Annotated in this window: 10 protein-coding genes; 5 read left to right on the top strand and 5 right to left on the bottom strand. The window is 71.6% G+C overall.

Going from position 1 to position 15840, the window contains the following annotated elements; all coding sequences use genetic code 11:
- The first annotated feature begins 107 nt into the window (after window positions 1–107).
- Window positions 108–1127 carry a DUF5954 family protein gene (locus QF030_RS28025; RefSeq protein ID WP_307165371.1) on the top strand — a complete coding sequence of 340 codons (1020 nt, stop codon included), beginning with the start codon at window positions 108–110 and terminating at the stop codon, window positions 1125–1127.
- A 170-nt stretch (window positions 1128–1297) separates the two neighbouring features.
- Here QF030_RS28025 and QF030_RS28020 read toward each other — a convergent pair whose 3' ends face one another.
- Window positions 1298–2149, bottom strand: coding sequence for a rhomboid-like protein (locus QF030_RS28020; RefSeq protein WP_307165370.1), 852 nt, complete (start codon window positions 2147–2149; stop codon window positions 1298–1300).
- A gap of 228 nt (window positions 2150–2377) precedes the next feature.
- On the opposite strand from QF030_RS28020, the gene QF030_RS28015 reads away from it, so the two are divergent.
- From QF030_RS28015 to QF030_RS28000, 4 genes are all read left to right on the top strand, one after another.
- Window positions 2378–3064 (top strand): spermidine synthase, encoded by a 687-nt coding sequence (locus QF030_RS28015; RefSeq protein ID WP_307165369.1) that lies wholly within the window; start codon window positions 2378–2380, stop codon window positions 3062–3064.
- Window positions 3065–3186: 122 nt separating this feature from the next.
- Window positions 3187–3927 (top strand): response regulator transcription factor, encoded by a 741-nt coding sequence (locus QF030_RS28010; RefSeq protein WP_020130720.1) that lies wholly within the window; start codon window positions 3187–3189, stop codon window positions 3925–3927.
- A complete protein-coding gene (locus QF030_RS28005; RefSeq protein ID WP_307165368.1) occupies window positions 3924–5027 on the top strand; it encodes a HAMP domain-containing sensor histidine kinase in 1104 nt (367 codons plus the stop codon). Before QF030_RS28010 ends, QF030_RS28005 begins: the two co-directional genes overlap by 4 nt.
- Before the next feature lie 302 nt (window positions 5028–5329).
- A complete protein-coding gene (locus QF030_RS28000) occupies window positions 5330–9148 on the top strand; it encodes a multifunctional oxoglutarate decarboxylase/oxoglutarate dehydrogenase thiamine pyrophosphate-binding subunit/dihydrolipoyllysine-residue succinyltransferase subunit (protein WP_307165367.1) in 3819 nt (1272 codons plus the stop codon).
- A 268-nt stretch (window positions 9149–9416) separates the two neighbouring features.
- On the opposite strand, the gene fxsT is transcribed toward QF030_RS28000, so the two are convergent.
- The 4 genes from fxsT to fxsA all read right to left on the bottom strand — a co-directional run bounded on the left by fxsT (window position 9417) and on the right by fxsA (window position 15817).
- Window positions 9417–12458, bottom strand: coding sequence for an FxSxx-COOH system tetratricopeptide repeat protein (gene fxsT / locus QF030_RS27995; RefSeq protein ID WP_307165366.1), 3042 nt, complete (start codon window positions 12456–12458; stop codon window positions 9417–9419).
- A gap of 130 nt (window positions 12459–12588) precedes the next feature.
- Complete coding sequence (locus QF030_RS27990; protein WP_307165365.1) at window positions 12589–14292, bottom strand: aKG-HExxH-type peptide beta-hydroxylase; 1704 nt, start codon at window positions 14290–14292, stop codon at window positions 12589–12591.
- Entirely contained in the window at window positions 14289–15437 is a 1149-nt protein-coding gene (locus tag QF030_RS27985) for an FxsB family cyclophane-forming radical SAM/SPASM peptide maturase (protein WP_307165364.1), read from the bottom strand. The genes QF030_RS27990 and QF030_RS27985 overlap by 4 nt, the downstream gene beginning before the upstream one ends.
- Before the next feature lie 176 nt (window positions 15438–15613).
- Window positions 15614–15817 carry an FxSxx-COOH cyclophane-containing RiPP peptide gene (gene fxsA, locus QF030_RS27980; RefSeq protein ID WP_307165363.1) on the bottom strand — a complete coding sequence of 68 codons (204 nt, stop codon included), beginning with the start codon at window positions 15815–15817 and terminating at the stop codon, window positions 15614–15616.
- Window positions 15818–15840 lie beyond the last annotated feature (23 nt).

Genomic DNA, 15840 nt, shown 5'->3' with positions numbered 1-15840 from the left:
CCCTCGGCGCCGCACGACGGGGCGCGCCCCTCGCGCCCCCTCTCCGTACCCCGCCCACTTGTGGCATTCACCCCGAAGTCGTCCGCCGCCACGACCACAATGCGCGTATGACCGATGACTGGAAGCGACGTCTCGACGCCCTCCACGCCGACCTGGTCCGCCGTGACGACCCCGTCGCCTGGGTGACGGAGGCGGACGCCGTCGAGGCCTCGCGGCGCTATCCGCACATCGCGCTGCGCGGACCCGTCTTCGGTGTCGCCGCACGGGACCGGGCGAGGGCCGACCCGGGTTGGCGGCTGCTGAAGCCGGTGGTGGACGGCATGCCCCAGCAGGCCCGCGACGGACTCAACTCGCACCTGTGGTTCAAGGCGAAGGACGGCACCGACGACCGCGCCGCCCGGCGCGAGCTGCTGGCGGCCGTGGCCGTGCTGGAGCGGGCCCCGGCCGACGAGGTGGAGGCCCTGGGCGTGCGCTACCGGGTGGTGCGCGGCGACGAGTTCGCCCGGACCGGCGACGACGGCCTGGAGCCGCCCCGGCCCACCGACCTCGAGCCGGTGTGCCCGTCGTGGGAGGACCCGGGCGCCGCCCCGTCGCCGGACGTGGGCTACGTCCTGGACCCCGGCCGGGACGAGGGCCCGATGGCGGGCGCCCTCCGGCTGGGCCTGCGCGACTTCACGTACACGGGCGCCCGCTTCCCCGCCGACGTGCGCGCGGACTCCGAATGGGCCGCCCGGACGCACCCGGACGTGGTGCGGCTGCCCGTCGGCTTCTCCGTGGCCGAACGTGACGGGTCCGGCTGGACCCCGTGCGGCTCCCTGGCGGCGACCCCGCACGAGGCGCGCCGTTCGCTGTACGAGGGGATGGCCCGGGTCTGGGCGATGCTCTACCGCTTCGACGAGCGCAAGAAGGCCCTGTACGCGCGGGCGGCGGAGGCGTTCCGGGCGGCGGGCCGGGCCGACGAGGCGAGTGTGGAGGACCGCGTGTTCCGGATCTGCCGCGTCGAGCGGATGGTCCGCCTGGGTCCCGACGGCCCCGAGCCGCCCCGCCCGTCGGACCTCGACGAGTACGGCCCCATGAAGCTCCACCCCACCCTGCACACGGACGGCACGGTCCAGTACGACGACTGACCGCCGAGGACCGCCGAAGACAGGTGAGACCGGTGAGCCGGTGAATCATGTGGGGCCGGTGAGACCCGGGGGCCGCCCAGGACCGCCGAGAACCGGCGAGATCCGGCGAGATCCGGCGAGAACCGGCGAGAACCGGCGAGCGACAGTGGAGGGCTCGATCGGGGCGGCCTTCAGCGGGCGGGAAGCGGCGGCCCGGTCCGCGGCGGCCGCCGGAGCCACGGCCAGGTGCCCACGCCTATCGCCAGCGCGATCAGGTGTCCCCAGTTCGTCATGGGATCGGTGAAGGCGATCAGGTCCTGGACCAGCATCCCGCCGAAGACGGCGAGCAGCGGCAGGCGCAGCCACGGTTCGAGCAGACCCGCCAGGGCGCCGACACTCGCGGCGACACCGAAGCTGATGCCGTAGTCGAGGCGGTGCAGCGAACTCTCGGGCAGCCGGCCCACGAGCACGGCCAGACCCACCGGCACCTCGGTCGCGAGGGTGGCCAGGACATGCCCGAGCAGGAAGACGGCGGCCGTCCGGACGCCGCCTGTACGCCGCTCCAGCAGCGTGAGGACGGCAAGGAAGCCGAGCGTGAACGGGGAGGCGAAGCCGCCCGCCACCCAGAGCGCGCTGGCCACCAGCACCAGCACGGGGGTCCGCACCAGGTGCGCGACGTCGGTGCTGGAGCCCTGGTGCAGGGCGTGCACGAGGGAGGGGCCGGCGTGCGCGGTGACGCAGGAGGTGACGGCGAGGACGGCCGCGTACGAGAGGGTGAAAGGAGTGGGGATCCGGTACCGGCGGCGGGGAGCCGCCTCGACGGACGGCTCGACGGGCGGCTCGACGGACGGCTCGACGGACGGCTCGACGGACGGCTCGACGGACGCATCAAACGCCGCATCAAACGCCGACTCGACGGGCGCCCCGACCGCCGCGCCGAAGGGCGGCTCGGCGCGGGGCGGGGTGCGCTGGCCCGGGATGCCGTCCAGCGGAGCGTGGACGCCGGGCGGAGGCGGGCTCGTGGATGCGGCCGTGCGTTCCACCGTGAGGCGCTCCTTCCGTCTCGCCCCACCCTTCGTGCCGTACCGGTCCGTTGTCTGTGACCGACGCCACGCCTGAGCCGATTCACAGAAAGCTCCGAGAATTCTCCCGGCCGTTTCCCACGTGCCCCCAGGCCGCCCCGAAGCCGCCCTGAACGCCTGTACGTCAACCTCATCCGCCGTCCACGGAAATCCCTCAACAAACCGTCAGGGAAATGCCAGGATGGGCCGATGCCCACCCCGTACGACATCCCCGACGCACCCGAAGTACTGGACCGTCGTGAGGGCCCCTACGGCGAGGTCGTCCTGCGCCGGCACGGGGAGTTGCTCCAGATCATCGCCAACGGCTGCTTCCTGATGGACACATCGGACGGCCGCTCGGAGCGGCTCCTGGTCGACGCCGCACGGGACGCGCTGAACGGCCGCCCGTCGCCCGACCTGTTGATCGGCGGCCTCGGCGTCGGCTTCTCCCTGGCGCACGCCGCCGCCGATCCCCGTTGGGGCGCCGTCACGGTCGTGGAGCGCGAGCGCGCCGTCATCGACTGGCACGTCGACGGCCCGCTGGCCGCGCTTTCCGGGGACGCGCTCGCCGACCCCCGATCGAAGATCGTCGAAGCGGATCTGCTCGACTACGTCAATGAGACATGCGACACGTTCGACGCGGTATGCCTCGACATCGACAACGGGCCCGACTGGACCGTCACGGAGGGCAACGACAGCCTCTATTCCACGGCCGGACTCGCAAACTGCGCACGGGTGTTGAGGCCGGGTGGGGTACTGGCCGTATGGTCGGCCCAGCCCTCTGCGGAATTCGAGGGAACCATGAGGAATGCCGGGTTCCAGCAGGTGCGTACCGAAGAGATCCCGGTTGCCCGAGGCGTGCCGGACGTCGTGCACCTCGCGGTCCGGCCTGGATAGCAAAGCCGTGGTGACTCCCCGTACGCTGCACCCCTGACGCCGATCATTTACGCGTCAACCGCAGTCATGCGCAGACAAGGGATCACCCCACTGGTTCCGGAAAGCACACTCAGGGGCGGGCGATGGAGCAGACACACACCGCACACAACAGCACGGCGACGGCGACGCCCGGCGCGCAGCGGCGCGTTCTGGTGGTCGAGGACGACCCGACGATCGTCGACGCCATCGCGGCCCGCCTGCGCGCCGAGGGATTCCTCGTGCAAACGGCGGGCGACGGCCCGGCGGCCGTCGACACGGCAGAGGCCTGGCAGCCCGACCTGCTGATCCTCGACATCATGCTGCCCGGCTTCGACGGCCTGGAGGTCTGCCGTCGTGTGCAGGCCTCCCGTCCGGTGCCGGTGATGATGCTCACCGCGCGCGACGACGAGACCGACATGCTGGTCGGGCTCGGCGTGGGCGCCGACGACTACATGACCAAGCCGTTCTCGATGCGGGAGCTGGCGGCACGCGTGCACGTGCTGCTGCGCCGGGTGGAGCGGGCCGCGATCGCGGCGACGACCCCGCGCAGCGGGATCCTGCGGCTCGGCGAGCTGGAGATCGACCACGCGCAGCGCCGGGTGCGGGTGCGCTCGGAGGACGTGCACCTCACGCCCACCGAGTTCGACCTGCTGGTCTGCCTGGCGAACACCCCGCGCGCGGTGCTCTCCCGCGAGCAGCTCCTCGCGGAGGTCTGGGACTGGGCGGACGCCTCCGGCACCCGCACCGTCGACAGCCACATCAAGGCGCTGCGGCGGAAGATCGGCGCCGAACGGATCCGTACGGTGCACGGCGTGGGCTACGCGCTGGAGACCCCGACGCCATGAGCCCCGGGCAGGACGGACCGAGAAGCCCCGGGGAGCCCTGGGGCCGAGTACGCCCGTTCTCGATCAAGACCAAACTGGGCGCGCTGGTCGTCATCTCGGTGCTGATCACCACCGGTCTGTCGATGATCGCGGTGCACACCAAGACGGAGCTCCGCTTCATCACGGTCTTCTCGATGATCGCCACACTGCTGATCACGCAGTTCGTGGCGCATTCGCTCACCGCGCCGCTGGACGAGATGAACACGGTGGCCCGGTCCATCTCGCACGGCGACTACACCCGTCGGGTGAGCGAGAACCGCCGCGACGAGCTGGGCGACCTGGCCCAGACGATCAACGTCATGGCGGACGAGCTGGAGGCGCAGGACCGACAGCGCAAGGAGCTGGTGGCCAACGTCTCGCACGAGCTGCGCACGCCCATCGCCGGTCTGCGCGCCGTACTGGAGAACGTCGTCGACGGCATCGCCGAGGCGGACACCGAGACGATGCGCACCGCCCTGAAGCAGACCGAGCGGCTCGGGCGGCTGGTCGAGACGCTGCTGGACCTGTCCCGCCTCGACAACGGCGTCGTCCCGCTGCGCAAGCGGCGCTTCGAGGTGTGGCCGTACCTGTCCGGGGTGCTGAAGGAGGCCAACATGGTCGCCTCGGCGCGCGCCACGATGGGATCGGGCGGCAACCACACGCGCACCGACGTCCATCTGCACCTGGACGTGTCCCCGCCGGAGCTGACCGCGCACGCGGATCCGGAGCGGATCCACCAGGTCGTCGCGAACCTGATCGACAACGCGGTCAAGCACAGCCCGCCGCACGGACGGGTGACGGTGAAGGCGCGGCGCGGGCCGCTGCCGGAGTCGCTGGAGATCGAGGTCCTGGACGAGGGGCCCGGCATTCCGCGCTCGGAGTGGCGCCGCGTGTTCGAGCGGTTCAACCGGGGAGCCGTCCGCCGGCCGCACGGACCGGGCAGCGACGGCGGCACGGGGCTGGGGCTGGCGATCGCCCGCTGGGCGGTCGATCTTCACGGCGGCCGGATCGGAGTGGCCGAATCCGAGCGGGGCTGCCGGATTCTTGTCACCCTTCCGGGAGAGTCTTCCGTCTCAAGTTGACGTAAAGTTCGAACCGGAGCCACAAGATCCACCGACGTCCGCGCTGACGGACACGTGTGATCAGGCACCGGACCGTCCCAGGTCGGCACGGGTCCGCACGCTCAGCGTGCGCGACCCGCATCAACACATCCCTTTTGACGCGCAACCGCGCTTGTTTCCCGCCATTTACAGCCGCGAAACGCACCTTCCGATGTGACTTACGCGACGATGCACGGGCCCGGTCTGACCTTCCCCCTCAAGGGGGCGTAGCCTTTATTCCCGCTGTCCATCACCTTGTGAAGCGGAAGAGGGCGGTTGCCGCCGTGTCGCCACAGTCCCCCAGTAACGCATCGAGTATCTCGACCGACGCAGACCAAGCGGGCAAGAATCCCGCTGCCGCGTTCGGGCCGAACGAGTGGCTCGTCGACGAGATTTATCAGCAGTACCTCCAGGACCCGAACTCGGTAGACCGTGCCTGGTGGGACTTCTTCGCCGACTACAAGCCAGGGGCCGCCACTCCCTCGGCTCCGGCGGGTACTGCGGCCGCGGGGGCCGCAGCGACCACCACGCCCCCGGCGCCGGCCGCTCCGGCCGCTCCGGCCGCTCCGGCCCAGGCTGCGCCCGCTGCTCCGGCGCCCGCCGCGCCGGCTCCCGCGCCGGCCGCCGCCCCGAAGCCCGCGGCCGCCGCACCTGCCGCTGCTCCGGCTCCGGCGAAGGCGGCCCCGGCCGCCGCGAAGCCCGCGCCCGCCGCCGCCTCGGCCGCGCCGGCGCAGGGTCCGGAGTTCGTGACGCTGCGCGGCCCCGCCGCCGCGGTCGCCAAGAACATGAACGCCTCGCTGGAGCTGCCCACGGCCACGTCCGTGCGCGCGGTCCCGGTGAAGCTGCTGTTCGACAACCGCATCGTCATCAACAACCACCTCAAGCGCGCCCGGGGCGGGAAGATCTCCTTCACGCACCTGATCGGCTTCGCGATGGTGCAGGCCATCAAGGCCATGCCGTCGATGAACTGGCACTACGCGGAGAAGGACGGGAAGCCCACCCTCGTCAAGCCGCCGCACGTCAACTTCGGTCTGGCCATCGACCTGGTGAAGCCCAACGGCGACCGCCAGCTCGTCGTCGCCGGCATCAAGAAGGCCGAGACGCTGAACTTCTTCGAGTTCTGGCAGGCCTACGAGGACATCGTCCGCCGCGCCCGCGACGGCAAGCTGACGATGGACGACTTCACCGGCGTCACGGTCTCCCTGACCAACCCCGGCGGCCTCGGCACCGTGCACTCCGTGCCGCGTCTGATGCCCGGACAGTCGGTCATCATGGGCGTCGGCTCGATGGACTACCCGGCGGAGTTCCAGGGCACCAGCCAGGACACCCTGAACAAGCTCGGCATCTCGAAGGTCATGACGCTCACGTCGACCTACGACCACCGGGTGATCCAGGGCGCCGCCTCCGGCGAGTTCCTCCGTGTCGTCGCCAACTCCCTCCTCGGCGAGAACGGCTTCTACGACGAGATCTTCGAGGCGCTGCGCATCCCCTACGAGCCGGTCCGCTGGCTCAAGGACATCGACGCCAGCCACGACGACGATGTCACCAAGGCCGCCCGGGTCTTCGAGCTGATCCACTCCTACCGGGTCCGCGGCCACGTCATGGCCGACACCGACCCGCTGGAGTACCGCCAGCGCAAGCACCCCGACCTCGACATCACCGAGCACGGCCTCACCCTGTGGGACCTGGAGCGGGAGTTCGCGGTCGGCGGCTTCGCCGGCAAGTCCCTGATGAAGCTGCGCGACATCCTCGGCGTGCTGCGCGACTCGTACTGCCGCACCACCGGCGTCGAGTTCATGCACATCCAGGACCCGAAGCAGCGCCGCTGGATCCAGGACCGCATCGAGCGCGCGCACAGCAAGCCGGAGCGCGAGGAGCAGCTGCGCATCCTGCGCCGGCTGAACGCGGCGGAGGCCTTCGAGACCTTCCTGCAGACGAAGTACGTCGGCCAGAAGCGCTTCTCCCTGGAGGGCGGCGAGTCCGTCATCCCGCTGCTCGACGCGGTGCTGGACAGCGCGGCCGAGTCGCGCCTCGACGAGGTCGTCATCGGCATGGCCCACCGCGGCCGGCTGAACGTCCTGGCGAACATCGTCGGCAAGTCGTACGCGCAGATCTTCCGCGAGTTCGAGGGCAACCTCGACCCGAAGTCGATGCACGGCTCCGGCGACGTGAAGTACCACCTGGGCGCCGAGGGGACCTTCACGGGCCTGGACGGCGAGCAGATCAAGGTGTCGCTGGCCGCGAACCCGTCCCACCTGGAGACGGTCGACCCGGTCATCGAGGGCATCGCCCGCGCCAAGCAGGACATCATCAACAAGGGCGGCACGGACTTCACCGTCCTGCCGGTCGCCCTGCACGGCGACGCGGCCTTCGCGGGCCAGGGCGTGGTGGCCGAGACCCTGAACATGTCGCAGCTGCGCGGTTACCGCACGGGCGGCACGGTCCACATCGTCATCAACAACCAGGTCGGCTTCACCGCCGCCCCGGAATCCTCGCGCTCGTCGATGTACGCCACCGACGTGGCGCGCATGATCGAGGCCCCGATCTTCCACGTGAACGGCGACGACCCGGAGGCCGTCGTCCGTGTCGCGCGGCTGGCCTTCGAGTTCCGCCAGGCGTTCAACAAGGACGTGGTGATCGACCTCATCTGCTACCGCCGCCGCGGTCACAACGAGTCGGACAACCCGGCCTTCACCCAGCCGCTGATGTACGACCTGATCGACAAGAAGCGCTCGGTGCGCAAGCTGTACACCGAGTCCCTCATCGGTCGCGGCGACATCACCCTGGAAGAGGCCGAGCAGGCGCTCCAGGACTACCAGGGCCAGCTGGAGAAGGTCTTCACGGAGGTCCGCGAGGCCACCGCGCAGCCCGCCGCCGGCGACGCCCACGAGCCGCAGGACAACTTCCCCGTAGCGGTCAACACCGCCGTGTCCGCGGAGGTCGTCAAGCGCATCGCCGAGTCCCAGGTCAACATCCCGGACTACTTCCACGTCCACCCGCGTCTGCTGCCCCAGCTCCAGCGCCGGGCGACGATGGTCGAGGACGGCACGATCGACTGGGGCATGGGCGAGACGCTGGCCGTCGGTTCGCTGCTGCTGGAGGGCACCCCGGTCAGGCTGTCCGGCCAGGACTCGCAGCGCGGCACCTTCGGTCAGCGCCACGCGGTGCTCATCGACCGCGAGACGGGCGAGGAGCACACCCCGCTCCAGTACCTGAACGACGAGCAGGCCCGCTACAACGTCTACAACTCCCTCCTCTCCGAGTACGCGGTGATGGGCTTCGAGTACGGCTACTCGCTGGCCCGTCCCGACGCGCTCGTGATGTGGGAGGCGCAGTTCGGCGACTTCGTCAACGGCGCGCAGACCGTGGTCGACGAGTACATCTCGGCGGCCGAGCAGAAGTGGGGCCAGACGAGCGGTGTCACGCTCCTCCTCCCCCACGGCTACGAGGGCCAGGGCCCGGACCACTCCTCGGCCCGCGTCGAGCGCTTCCTCCAGCTCTGCGCGCAGAACAACATGACGGTCGCGATGCCCACGCTCCCGTCGAACTACTTCCACCTCCTGCGGTGGCAGGTGCACAACCCGCACCACAAGCCGCTGGTCGTCTTCACCCCGAAGTCGATGCTGCGCCTGAAGGCCGCCGCGTCGAAGGCGGAGGAGTTCACGAGCGGCCAGTTCCGCCCGGTCATCGGTGACACGACGGTCACCGACCCGGCGGCCGTGAAGAAGGTCGTCTTCTGCGCCGGCAAGGTCTACTACGACCTGGAGGCCGAGCGTCAGAAGCGCGGCGTCACGGACACGGCGATCATCCGCCTCGAGCGGCTGTACCCGCTGCCGGGTGCCGAGGTCCAGGCGGAGGTCAACAAGTACCCCAACGCCGAGAAGTACCTCTGGACCCAGGAGGAGCCGGCCAACCAGGGCGCCTGGCCGTTCATCGCCCTGAACCTGATCGACCACCTGGACCTCGCGGTCGGCGCGGACGTGCCGCACGGCGAGCGCCTGCGCCGCATCTCGCGCCCGCACGGCTCGTCCCCGGCGGTCGGCTCCGCCAAGCGGCACCAAGCGGAGCAGGAGCAGCTGGTGCGTGAGGTGTTCGAGGCCTGAGCCCTCGAACCCGCCTGACGAACGCGTCCGACCGACGTGTCCGAAGGATTCGTCCGGCGGACCTGTCCGACGGCGAAGGGCCCGCCCCCGGAGGTTTCGGGGGCGGGCCCTTCGCCGTCGCCCGGCGGTCGGCCTGCCCGGACGCCCCGACCCGGGGTTGCCGGGCGACGGGGGTCGCGGGACGACCGGGGTTGCCGGGCGACCAGGGTCGCGGGACGACCGGGGGTTCTCGCGGGACGACCGTGGGTTCTCGGACGACCGGGGGTTCTCAGATGACCTGGGGTTCGAAGTCCCAGTAGGGGCGGTTGCGGGACCGGGCCGAGACGGTGTGCGGGTGCTTGCTGCCGAGCGTCGAGTCGAGGTCCGAGAGGGCCTCCTGCTCGGCCTTCTCCGCCTGCCGCCGGTCCCGCAGACCGCGCAGGTCCGCCGCGTACGCGATCCGCGCCGACAGGGTCAGCGGGTGGGTCCGGCCGAGCGACTCGGTGGCCCGGGTGACCGTGTCGCGGCTGAGGTCGGCGGCGCTCTCGGTGTCGCCGACGATGTTGCGCAGGGCCGAGGCGTTCAGTGCGCAGCCCAGCGTCCACGGGTGGTTCTCGCCCACCGCCTCCGACATCGACGCGAGCGCCTGCTCCAGGAGGACGTGGCCGGCCTCCCGCTCGCCGACGTTGCGCAGGATCAGCGCCTGGTTGGCGCGGGCGCCGGAGACGAAGGGGTGGCCCTCGCCGAGCATCACCTCGTAGCGCGCGACCACGGCCTCGCTGAGTTCACGCGCCCGGTCGATGTCGCCGTGCTCACGGGCGTAGCAGCTCTGGGCCGTGGCGAAGATCAGGGTCAGCGGATGGGTCTCGCCCAGCACCCGCTCACCGCGCTCCAGCACGCTGGAGAGCATCTCGCCGGGCTCCTCCCACTCGATGCCGCGGTCCCGGCCGCGGTCGCGGTCGCCCAGGCGGTAGCGGCACAGCGCGAGGTTGTGCTCGGCGCTGAGGGTCTGCGGGTTGTCGCGGCCCATCACGAGACGGCTCTCACGCACGTTCTTCGCCTGGATGGACTCGGCCTCCGCGTAGCGCCCGAGCAGCCGCAGGTCGATGGCGTAGTAGATCTCGGAGCCGAGCGTCCAGGGATGGCGGGCCCGCAGCAGCACCCGCCGGGACTCCAGGGTCTGCCGGTCGATGTCCAGGGCTTCCTGGTAGCGCCCGAGCAGACGCAGGGAGACCGCCAGGTTGTTGAGGGAGTTGAGGCTCCGCGAGTCCTGTTCGCCGAGCAGGTCGCGGTATCCGACCAGGACCCACTGGGAGAGTTCCAGTGCCTCGTCGTAACGGCCGAGGCCGCGCAGGTCGGCGGCGAGACCGGCCGCCGCCCGCAGATGCTCCAGGTCCTGGGGCCCGCGCTCCGCCTTCAGGTGCTCGGAGGCCGCGCGGCTGAGCGCCTCGGTCCCGGCGTAGTCGCCGACGGCGCGCAGCAGGTTGGTGTAGTGGTAGCTCAGCTCCCAGATCCTGGGGTGGGTCGGACCGAGCAGCTCGCGCCAGGCCTCCATGGCACGTTCGCCGAGCTTGATGCCGGCCTTGTACTCGCCGGAGAAGTACATGTAGCGCAGGCAGTTGAAGACCAGCCGCTGGACGCCCGGGTCCTGGGTCTGGAGCACGTCCGCGTACTTCAGGTGCGGCACGATCTGGGCGTATCCCGGCCACAGGTCGGGGTCGGTGGGCCGCCGCGGATCGGCCGCGGCGAGGGCCTGGCGTACGACGTCGATGAACTCCTTGCGGTCCGCGTCCGGCATGTCCTTGTGCACGATCTGGTGGACCATGCGGTGCAGGTACAGGGACTCGCCGGAAGCGGCGGCCTCGTCGCCGAGCGCTTCGTGGGACTCCAGGCGGACCACCGAGTACTGGCGGAGCTGGTTGATCGCCTTGTTCCACAGCAGCGGGTCGTTGAGCAGTCCGGCGAGCTGTTCGGGCAGTGCTTCGCTGGACATCTCGCGCAGCAGACGGACGGGGATGAAGCCCGGTGCGAAGAACGTGCACAGCCGCAGCAGGTCGACCGACTCGGGGACGGTGTCGCGGAGTTTGTTCAGCAGTATCGACCACGCGGTCTGGAAGGCCAGCGGGAAGTCCGCCGACACCTTCACCACGTCGCTGTCGATGCCGCCGTCGAGCAGGGCGATGTACTGGCGCACCGAGAGGTCGGAGTCGTTCAGCCAGCCCGCCGTCTGGTCGAGCAGGAGCGGCAGGTCCTCCAGCGCGTCCGCGAGCTGGTCGGCCTCCACCTCCGTCAGCCGCGGGGCGCGGCGGCGGATGAACGCCACCGACTCGTCGCGAGCGTAGACGGGCACTTCCAGCAGCTTGCTGTTGTGCTCGGTCCATTCCGGGTTGCGGGAGGTGATGATGACGTGGCCGGGGCCGGTCGGCACCAGGTCCCAGATCTGGTCGGGCTCGTCCGCGCCGTCGAGGATCAGCAGCCAGCGTCCGTACGGTTCGCCGCGGCGCAGCGAGTCGCGGACCGCGCGCAGCCGTTCGCCGTACTCCTGGCCGGTCTGGAGCCCGAGTTTCGGGGCGAGTTCGGCGAGCAGCCGACGGTAGGTGACGCGTTTTTCGGCGTTGACCCACCAGACGACGTCGTACTCGGAGCCGAAGCGGTAGACGTACTCGGCGGACAGCTGGGTCTTGCCCACTCCCGACATGCCGTGGAACGTGACCACGCCGGCGCCCGGCTCGGCGTTGCGCAGCACGTGGTAGGCCTCGTTGAGCAGTGACTCACGGCCGGTGAACCGGGTGTTGCGGCGGGGCACGCCGCCCCAGACCTCGGGCATCGACGCCGGGAACCGGGGACCGCGGCGCGCCGCGTCGGCGGGCTCGGGCAGCGGGTCGGTCGGCAGGTCCAGCCGGTCGAGGAGTCGGCGCTCGGCCTCCTCGGCGCCCATGTTGGTCAGGTCGACCGGGGCGAGGACGGCGGTCGCCGAGGGCACGGACGCCGAGGTGACGGAGACCGCGGCGAACCGGGACGCGTCGGGGGCGACGACCTCGCGCAGCGCCGCGTTCCACTCCTCCTGCGTCCGGGGGCCGAGTTGGAAGTACCACTCGCTGACGATGATGAGGATGCGGCCCTCGGCGAGTTCCAGGTCGCGCAGCAGGTCCACCAGGGGGACGTCCGCCGGGGAGTCCCAGCGCAGGTAGACGACGCGCAGACCACGACGTTCGAGCCGGTCCCCCACCCAGGCCGCCCAGGCCCGGTTGAAACCCGCGAAATGGATCGTGACCGTCTGCCGTGCGGCCCCTCTCCCGGTCGTCCCCACCGGCGTACGAGCTCCAGACATGCAGCGGCCTCCAGCGCGTAGTACCAAAATCCTAGAACCTCGGCGCGTCGTGCGTAAGTCCGCCGACTTCATCCACGCGTGCCTCGATTCGACGATCTTCGCGCACCGGGCGGCCCCTCGCCGCCCATCCTCATTCTTTCGGGCGTGGCACGGCGGGAGCATGACGTTGCGTCCACAGCGCGCGCACGGCCTTCACGTACGCCTGGGCCCGCGCCGTGTGGTTCCGGGGCGCCGGATGGTCGGCCATGCGTTCGTAGGTCGCGGTCATCTCGTCGACGAACCGGCGTCCGCGGACGGTGAGGTCGGGCGAGCCGACGACTCCCGGCAGGGCCGCTCCGACCTGGGCGCGGTAACGGGCGTGCCGGGACCAGGCGTACTCGCTGTCGGGCGGCGTGGTGTGCAGCGCACGGCGCTGGAAGTAGTCCGCGAGGGCCAGGTGCGAGTAGACCCCCTGGAGCAGGCCGTCGTACGGTCGGGGGTCCGTCTTCCAGGGGGCGAAGTAGCGCGCCTCCGGGCCGGCGTGATGGAGCGTCACGAGGTCTCCGAGGGCGGCCAGTTTGGCGTGATGCAGTTCGTGGACGAGGGTTTCGGCCAGGGCCGGGGCGTCCTGCGGGGTGCTGGAGAGCAGGGCGCCGAACGCCTCGTGCCGGGTCGCACTGCAGCTGTCCCGTCCCTCGGCGCCGGGCGGCCGCTCCAGGGGGACCATGCAGCGCAGCAGTGCCGCCGCCTCGCTCACCCGGTGCGCGCCGCCGGTGCGCAGTGCCGCCTCGGTGCCCGACCAGGCCTGGAGCCAGCGTTTGCAGTCCCCGTCGTCGAGGGTCGCGGGTCCGCCGAGCGTCCGGTGGCGGGGGCCCGGTGCGACACGGTAGGGGTCCATGTCGTCCAGGGGCATGGGGCCGCCGGCGGACGGCAGGCCGGGCAGGGCGTGCAGGGGGGTCCAGGCGAGGGCGCCGGACCAGGCCCCTGTCCCGCTCTCCAGACGGACGGCGATGTCCGGGGCGTCGGGCTGGCGCACCGTCAGGCACCCTTCCCGGTGGGTGACGTCGACGGGGACGTCCCCCGTGGTGGCCGTGTGCAGCGAGCCGAGGGACGGCAGCGTGAGCACTCCGTCGTACGCGGTCAGCCGGACGGTGAACGGGATCCCGGCGCGCGCAGCCGCCACCGCCGCGATCGCGCTGAAGTGCGCGAGGTCCCGCCGGAGCCGACGGGCCCGGGACTCGTCCGGGGGGCCGGCGCGGCCGTCGAGTCCGTGCAGACAGCTCAGGGCCCATGGGCCGGTCAGCGGGTGGAAGAGCCGGGCCCGGGCAGGCGAGAGCGCGCCACCCGGCGGGGGCGGGTGGGCCGTACCCGGTAAGGGATGCGGCGCGCCGGGCGAGGCGTCCGGCGTCCTACGCGCATCCCGGGGCATGCCCTCCGGCGGATGCGGGACGCCCGACGACGGGCGCGGTGCGCCGGACCGGGGGTGCGGCATCGCCTGCGGGTGCCGGGACGCGCCGCCCTCGGGCCGAGCCGGGTCCGACGAGGGGTGCGGCGCGCCGGGCCGAGGCAGCCGCGTCCCTCGTACGTCCTGCGGCGTGTCGGCCGGAGCGTGAGCGGTGCCGGGTGGCTGTGGGCGGTCGGCCTCGGCGAGCAGCGCCCAGTCCTCGCGCAGCCGGGCCTTTCGTCCGGGGGAGCAGAGCGCGGGGTCCGCCGCCTCGGCCGCGTCGAGGACGGCGCGCAGCAGGAGCAGCCGTCGGGTGTCCTGGTCCCGCACGAGGAGGGCCAGGGTGTCGGGAGCCCCCTCGGTACGGCCGAGTTCCGCGAGGGCCCGGTCCGGGACCGTCGGCCTTGTCACGGTGTGCCTCCTTCCGGGGCGGCCGGGACGGCGGCCGTGTCCGCGGCGAGCCGGCCGGCGACGTGGCGGATGAAGCGCTGGAGGTCCGCGCAGTACACGGACGGGTTGCGGAAGCCGTGCCCCGCCCGGTAGCGGTGGGCGTAGTGACCGCCTCCGCAGACGGTCAGCAGGGGGCAGGCCCGGCACTGGTCCGCGAGGGCCGCGGCACCCGCCTGCCGGGCCGCGACCGCGGGATGCGACAGCGCCTCGTCGAAGGCGTGCCGGAAGACGTCCAGGCCGGTCCACGCGGCGCCGTCGTAGGCGGACTTCAGGGCGTCCACCTGTTCGATCGAGCCGTCGGTCTCGACCACGACCGCGTCGAACGGAGCGAGCCCGAGGGCCTCGGTGACCGAGGGCAGCCCCAGCAGCAGGGCGATGCACTCCTCGAAGAGGCGGACCCGGGTCTCCCGCCGGCCGGCCCGCCACCAGCGGTCGAAGACGGTGCACAGCCACTCCCCGTGACGGGCGTCCGCCCAGTGGGGCGGCGGGGCGGACCAGTTGCCGTGCGGCAGCAGGAAGTCCAGGCCGGGCGGTCGCAGGGCGAGGAGGGACTCGTACGTCTCCACCGGGTCCAGAGTGACGTCGACGACGGTGAGGATCCCGGCGTAGGCCTGCGGCGCCTGCTCGGCGACCAGCAGCGCCCCGCGCGCGGCGGCGGGCCAGGAGGGACGTCCCGCGTGGTCGACGCGGCGGGCGTTGTGCGCGGCGAGGCCGCCGTCGAGGCTGACGCCGATCCGGATGTCCGCGTCGGCCAGTACGGCGAGGCGCCGAGCGGTGAGGAGGGTGGCGTTGGTCTGGACGGTGGCGTGGACCGTGCAGCCCTCCGGGGCTCGGTCGCGTACCAGGGCCGTGAAGCGGGCCAGCCTCCCGGCACCGGCCAGCAGGGGCTCGCCGCCGTGCAGGACGAGGGAGACGTCCGTGAGGGCATGGGCGCCGGCGTGTTCGGCGATGCGGGTGGCGGTGCGGTCGAGGACCTCGTCGGAGGCGGCCGCGGGGCGGGCGCGCCAGGTGGAGTCGGGGCCCTCGTAGAGGTAGCAGTAGGTGCAGGCGAGGTTGCAGCGGCCGTGCGTCTTCACGATGAACTGGCGGAAGGCCTGTCGAGACACTCCAGCACCCCCATGCCTAGGCCCTTGAGCCGCATGGGGGCGCTTTCCCGGGCGGGCACGGGTCACAAACCCCGCCCGACCGAAGTTGTCCGAGTCGTGCACAGAAGAATCCGGAATCGACTTCAAACGATCGATTGGCGCGAATCCGGCGCTCCGGAGTGCTGACGGTGGTCGCCTCAGAGCGCAGAGGCGAATCCCCACAGCGGCTCGCCCGACTCTCCCGCCCGGTCCCGCAGCTCTGCCAGCAGCTCCAGCAGCACGGGATGCTCAATCGTCCCCAGCTCCTCGAGACCCAGCGACAGCAGATCCGGCAGCGGCTCCCCCTCGCCGGGGACCTCCGGCGCCACCGTCACTCCCGCGGACCCGTCCAGTGCGTCCATGCCTGCCCCTCCCGACTCGCTCC

The organism is Streptomyces rishiriensis (assembly GCF_030815485.1).
Classification (GTDB): Bacteria; Actinomycetota; Actinomycetes; order Streptomycetales; family Streptomycetaceae; genus Streptomyces; species Streptomyces rishiriensis_A.
Note: the sequence above shows the minus strand (reverse complement) of the source record. Positions and strands in the feature narration are given on the sequence as shown.